Source organism: Hydrogenophaga sp., assembly GCF_051007235.1.
Lineage (GTDB): Bacteria > Pseudomonadota > Gammaproteobacteria > Burkholderiales > Burkholderiaceae_C > Hydrogenophaga.
Map to the genome: position 1 here is coordinate 1 of NZ_JBPCSJ010000004.1, position 6,190 is coordinate 6,190.

The window sequence follows — 6,190 nt, forward strand, 5'->3', positions numbered from 1 at the left end:
GATGCCGATCATTCAGCTGAACCAGTTGGTGAAGTAGGCTCCCCCCGCGCCGCCTGCGGCGTCACCCCCCCAGGGGGGCGCCACTGGCGGCCGGGCAAAGCCCGTTCCGCGGTGGCCTGGACTGAATGCACGCGGATGCTCACTCCGTTCGCATCCGCGACCTATACCACTCGTGGAAGTGCTGCATGCCATCCTCCATCGGGCTCTGGTAGGGGCCGACCTCGTTGGCGCCGCGCATCAGCAAGGCCTTGCGGCCGGCGTCCATGCGCTCGGCGATCTCGTCGTCCTCGACGCAGGTCTCCATGTAGGCGGCGCGCTGCGCGGCGACGAACTCGGGTTCGAAGGCGGCGATCTCTTCCGGGTAATAGAACTCCACCATGTTCAGCGTCTTGTCCACACTGATCGGGTGCAGCGTCGAGACGGTGAGCACGTGCGGATACCACTCGACCATGATGTGCGGGTAGTAGGTCAGCCACACCGCGCCCTGCGCCGGCAGCTCGCCGTTGCGGTAGCGCATCAGCACCTCGTGCCACTTCTGGTACGTGGGACTGCCCGACTTGAGCAGGTTCTGGATGCCCACCGTCTGCACCGAGTACTCGGGCTTGAATTCCCACTGCAGGTCGGCGCAGGTCACGAAGTTGCCCAGACCGGGGTGGAAGGGTTCGACGTGGTAGTCCTCCAGGTAGACCTCGATGAAGGTCTTCCAGTTGTAGTGGCAGGTGTGCAGCTCGACGTGGCTGAGCACCATGCCCTCGAAGCTCAGGGTGGACGCCGGGCCCATGCCAGCCAGATCGGCGGCGATGTCGCGGCCGTTGTCTTCGAACAGCAGGCCGTTCCACTCGCGCAGCGGGTAGCGCTGCAGATCGGCGCAGGGGTCGTGCGCGAAATGGGGCGCGCCCAGCAGGGTGCCCAGCTGGCTGTTGGCGCTCTGACCGCCCGAGTAGGTCCAGCGGTGCAGCGGGCAGACGATCTGGCCGCCGCTGTGGCCCTGGGCGTTGTGGGCCAGGTTGCCGCGGCCCTTGAGCATCACGGCCTGGCGGTGGCGGCAGACGTTGGAGACCAGCTCCACGCCGTTGGCGGTGCGCACCAGCGCACGGCCTTCCCCCTCTTGCGGCAGGGCGTAGTAGTCGCCCAGTTCGGGCACCGCGTTCGCATGTCCCACGTAGCGGGGGCCGCGCTGAAAGATGGTTTCAAGTTCCCTGCGGAACAGTGCCTCGTCGAAATAGCTCGAAACCGGAAGTTGGCTTTCGGCCTGCTGGAGTTGAAGACTCAAATCAGACATGGTGGTCTTGACCTAAAGACTCCCCCTATGAAGGGGCAGGGTGAAGCGCTTGAACGAGTGAACGATCTGCGCGGGAAGGGTGGAAGTGCTGCGTCCCTCCGGGTGTGTGAGACCCGTCAGTTGAACAAGAAAAAAGAGGCCGGATTGTACCCGTGGGGTCCAGCGCAGGCGCGCGGCGGCATTGCCCCTGCGCCGCCGCGGGTGTCAGCCCCGCAGAGGGGTGCCGGCTAAAATCGCCGGTCCGTCCCCAAGGGGCGGTCTCCCCACACCCGAGCCCTGCATGACTCCATCTTCCCCCGCCAAAGCCCCCCGCGCCCGCGCTGGCGCCGAGGTCGCCCCCAGCTACGAAGCCGCGCTGCAGGAACTGGAGCAGCTGGTGGCCCAGCTGGACGCCGGTCAGCTCCCGCTGGACCAGTTGCTGGTGCGCTACCAGCGCGGCGCCGAGCTGCTGGCCTTCTGCCGTACCCGCCTGGACGCGGTGGAGAACCAGATCAAGGTGCTGGAAGCGGGCGAACTCAAACCCTGGGACGGCGCATGAGTGGCAAGGACTTTGCGGTGTGGCGTGAAACCCAGCAGGCGGTGATCGAACAAGCCCTTGCGGGCTGGGTCAGCCCCCTGGCGCCGGCCGGCCTGGGCGAGGCCATGCGCTACGCCGTGCTCGACGGCGGCAAGCGCCTGCGCCCGCTGCTGGCCCTGGCCGCCTGTGAGGCGGTCGGTGGTTCGCAGTCCGCCGCGTTGCGCGCCGGCTGCGCGCTGGAACTGATCCACGCCTATTCGCTGGTGCACGACGACATGCCCTGCATGGACAACGACGTGCTGCGCCGGGGCAAGCCGACGGTCCACGTGGCCTACGGCGAAGCGCAGGCCCTGCTGGTGGGCGACGCCCTGCAGGCGCTGGCGTTTGAACTGCTGGTGCCCGACGACGGCTCGGTGCCTGCCGCGCTGGCCGCCTCGCTGTGCCGCCAGCTGGCGGTGGCCGCCGGCGCCCACGGCATGGCCGGCGGCCAGGCAGTGGACCTGGCCAGCGTGGGCGTGGCGCTGGACCAGCCGGCCCTGGAAGCCATGCACCGACTGAAGACCGGTGCCCTGCTGCAGGCCAGCGTGCTGATGGGGGCGAGCACCGGGCCGCTCGATGCGCTGGCCCGCGAACAGCTGACCGTCTACGGCGCCGCACTGGGCCTGGCCTTCCAGGTGGTGGACGACGTGCTGGACGTGACCGCCGACTCCGCCACCCTGGGCAAAACCGCCGGCAAGGACGCCGCCGCGGACAAACCCACTTTTGTGGCCCTGATGGGGCTGGACGCTGCCCAGGCCTACGCCGACCGCGTGCTGGACCAGGCACACGAAGCCCTGCGCCGCAGCGGCTTGACGCACACCGACACCCTGCACGCGCTGGCCGACTGGGTCGGCCGCCGCGCCAGTTGAACGAGGGTCCCACCGCATGCCTGCCATGAGCCAACTGCTGCCCACCATCCAATCGCCGGCCGACCTGCGCCGCCTCAGCCGCGCCCAGCTGCACCCCCTGGCCGACGAGCTGCGCCAGTACGTGCTCGACAGCGTGTCCCAGACCGGTGGCCACCTCAGTTCCAACCTGGGCACGGTGGAACTCACGGTCGCGCTGCACTACGTCTTCAACACACCCGAAGACCGGCTGGTGTGGGACGTGGGCCACCAGACCTACCCGCACAAGATCCTGACCGGCCGGCGCGACCGCATGCACACGCTGCGCCAGCAGGGGGGTGTCAGCGGTTTCCCGCGCCGCGACGAGAGCGAGTACGACACCTTCGGCGTCGGCCACTCGTCCACCAGCATCTCGGCCGCGCTGGGCATGGCCCTGGCCGCCAAGATGAAGGGCGAGAGCCGCCACGCGGTGGCCATCATCGGCGACGGCGCCATGACCGCCGGCATGGCCTTTGAGGCGCTGAACAACGCGGGCGTGGAGCACGGTCGCCTGCTGGTGATCCTCAACGACAACGACATGTCGATCTCGCCCCCGGTGGGCGCGCTCAACCGCTACCTGGCCCAGCTCATGAGCGGCCAGTTCTACGCCGCGGCCAAGAACGTGGGCAAGACCGTGCTCAAGGGCGCGCCGCCCCTGTTTGAGCTGGCCAAGCGCCTGGAAGAGCATGCCAAGGGCATGGTCGTGCCGGCCACGCTGTTCGAGAAGTTCGGCTTCAACTACGTCGGTCCCATCGACGGCCACGACCTCGACTCGCTGATCCCCACGCTGGAAAACGTGCGCCAGTTGCTCGACAACGGCGCGGGGCCGCAGTTCCTGCACGTGGTCACCAAAAAGGGCCAGGGCTACAAGCTGGCGGAGGCCGACCCGGTGGCCTACCACGGCCCGGGCAAGTTCGACCCGGCGGTGGGCCTGGTCAAGCCGGCCACGCCCCCCAAGACCACCTTCACGCAGGTGTTTGGCCAGTGGCTGTGCGACATGGCCGCGGCCGACCCCAAGCTGGTCGGCATCACTCCCGCCATGCGCGAAGGCTCGGGCATGGTGGAGTTCCACAAGCGCTTCCCGGGCCGCTACTTCGACGTCGGCATCGCCGAGCAGCACGCGGTGACCTTCGCCGCCGGCCTGGCCTGCGAGGGTCTCAAGCCGGTGGTGGCGATTTACTCCACCTTCCTGCAGCGCGCGTACGACCAGCTGATCCACGACGTGGCGCTGCAGAACCTGCCCATGGTGTTCGCGCTGGACCGCGCGGGCCTGGTCGGTGCCGACGGCGCCACCCACGCCGGGGCCTACGACATCGCCTACTTGCGCTGCGTCCCGAACATGGCCATCGCCTGCCCGGCCGATGAGGCCGAGACGCGGCAGCTGCTCTCCACCGCGCACGCGCAGAACCACCCGGTGGCCGTGCGCTACCCGCGCGGCGCCGGTGTGGGCGCCGCGGTGCCCGCCAGCCTGGACGGTCTGCCCTACGGCAAGGGCGAGCTGCGCCGGCGCGGCCGGGGTGTGGCCATCCTGGCCTTTGGCACGCTGCTCTACCCCGCCCTGGCCGCGGCCGAACCGCTGGGCGCCAGCGTGGCCAACATGCGCTGGGCCAAGCCGCTGGACCTGGACCTGCTGCGCGAGCTGGCGCAAACCCACCAGGCGCTGGTGACGGTGGAAGAAGGCTGTGTCATGGGCGGCGCCGGCAGCGCCGTGCTCGAAGCCCTGCAAGCCGAGGGGCTGAACCTGCCCGTGCTCAACCTGGGCCTATCCGATACCTTCATCGAACACGGGGATCCGGCCAAACTGCTGGCCGCCGAAGGGCTGGACGCCGCCGGTATCGAGCGCTCTGTGCGGGCGCGTTTTGCCTCGGTCGTGGACGCTGCGCCGGGGCTCAAAGCCGTCGCCTGACCGATCCGCCTGGCGTGTCGGTGTGAATTAAATTCAACGCCGCTGTGACCCCGTTCGCAAGCGGGCGTCCGCAAGCTTGCAGGAGGCTGAAGGCAGGCCCTGAAGACCCTGTGCTCAAGGGAAAACCCGCAGGGTGGGAGAGGGTGGCGCCTTCCTACAATGACCCCGACTGTTGCAAGTCCCCGACCTCCTCAGGCCGGGTGTGAAGTTCCAACCACGGAGTCATACAACATGGATCGTCGTTCCCTCATCAAGCACGCTGGCATCGCCGGTGTGTTCGCCGCCGGTGCAGCCCCCGCTGTGCACGCGCAGGCCGCCATCCGCTGGCGCATCACCTCCAGCTTCCCCAAGGCGCTGGACACCATCCACGGCGCTTCGGACGTGTTCGCCCAGAAGATCAGCGCCATGACCGGCGGCAAGTTCCAGGTCACGGTGCACGCACCGGGCGAACTGGTGCCCGCACTGGGTGTGGTGGACGCCGTGCAGGCCGGCACCGTGGAAGCCGGTCACACCGCGCCGTATTACTACTTCGGCAAGGACGACACCTTCGCCATGGGCACGGCCATCCCGTTCGGCCTGAACAGCCGCCAGCTGACCGCCTGGTACTACGACGGCAACGGCATGAAGCTGTTCCGCGAGTTCTATGACCAGTACAACATCGTGAACTTCCCCGGCGGTAACACCGGTGCCCAGATGGGCGGCTGGTACCGCAAGGAAATCAAGACCCTGGCCGACATCAAGGGCATGAAGATGCGCATCGGCGGCTTCGCCGGCAAGGTGCTCAGCCGCATGGGCGCTGTGCCCCAGAACATCCCCGGTGGCGAGATCTACCAGGCGCTGGAAAAAGGCACCATCGACGCGACCGAATGGATCGGACCGTACGACGATGAAAAGCTGGGCTTCCAGAAGGTTGCCAAGAACTACTACTACCCGGGCTGGTGGGAAGGCGGCGCCCAGCTGGACTTCTACATCAACAAGGCCGCGTTCAACGCCCTGTCCAAGGAAAACCAGGCCATCGTCGAAGCCGCTGCCGCTTACGCGCACACCGAAATGCAGGCCCGTTACGACGCCCGCAACCCGGCCGCGCTCAAGCGTCTGGTGGCCGGTGGCGCCAAGGTCCTGCCGTTCCCGAAGGTGGTGATGGACGAGGCCTACAAGCAGTCCATGGAGCTGTACGCCGAGCTGAGCGCCAGCAACCCCAACTGGAAGAAGATCTACACCGACTACTCGGCCTTCCGCAAGGACCAGAACCTCTGGTTCCGCTTCACCGAAGCCACGTTCGACCGCTACATGCAGTCGGCCAAGCTGTAAGCAGCTCCCGGTGTCCGGCAAAAAACCCCGCCTGTGCGGGGTTTTTTGTGGCAACACCCAGGCGTGCTGCTCCGTCAGCGTTTGCTCAGGCTGGCCACCGATCCGGCCACTAGACTGACCGCCCTTACCCAGGGCACCTCTCAGCGGGCACCTTTTCTCAGCGGGGACATTCCATGTCATTCCTACTCAAAATTTCTCGCCTCATCGACGGCCTGACCGAGCTCATCGGCAAGCTGGCCATGTGGCTGATC

Annotated in this window: 5 protein-coding genes; 4 read left to right on the forward strand and 1 reads right to left on the reverse strand. The window is 67.5% G+C overall.

Annotated features, from left to right (window positions below):
• Positions 1-139: 139 nt before the first annotated feature.
• Positions 140-1,282, reverse strand: coding sequence for an aromatic ring-hydroxylating oxygenase subunit alpha (locus ACR2JA_RS00095; protein WP_434007105.1), 1,143 nt, complete (start codon positions 1,280-1,282; stop codon positions 140-142).
• A 280-nt stretch (positions 1,283-1,562) separates the two neighbouring features.
• Between ACR2JA_RS00095 and xseB the strand changes: the two genes are divergently transcribed.
• The 4 genes from xseB (at position 1,563) to ACR2JA_RS00115 (ending at position 5,939) form a co-directional block, all read left to right on the forward strand.
• Positions 1,563-1,820, forward strand: a complete 258-nt coding sequence (gene xseB / locus ACR2JA_RS00100; protein ID WP_434007106.1) for an exodeoxyribonuclease VII small subunit — start codon at positions 1,563-1,565, stop codon at positions 1,818-1,820.
• Entirely contained in the window at positions 1,817-2,707 is an 891-nt protein-coding gene (locus tag ACR2JA_RS00105) for a polyprenyl synthetase family protein (protein WP_434007107.1), read from the forward strand. Before xseB ends, ACR2JA_RS00105 begins: the two co-directional genes overlap by 4 nt.
• 25 nt (positions 2,708-2,732) lie before the next feature.
• Complete coding sequence (gene dxs, locus ACR2JA_RS00110) at positions 2,733-4,628, forward strand: 1-deoxy-D-xylulose-5-phosphate synthase (protein WP_434007108.1); 1,896 nt, start codon at positions 2,733-2,735, stop codon at positions 4,626-4,628.
• Between the two features lie 231 nt (positions 4,629-4,859).
• Positions 4,860-5,939 carry a TRAP transporter substrate-binding protein gene (locus ACR2JA_RS00115; protein WP_434007109.1) on the forward strand — a complete coding sequence of 360 codons (1,080 nt, stop codon included), beginning with the start codon at positions 4,860-4,862 and terminating at the stop codon, positions 5,937-5,939.
• Positions 5,940-6,190 lie beyond the last annotated feature (251 nt).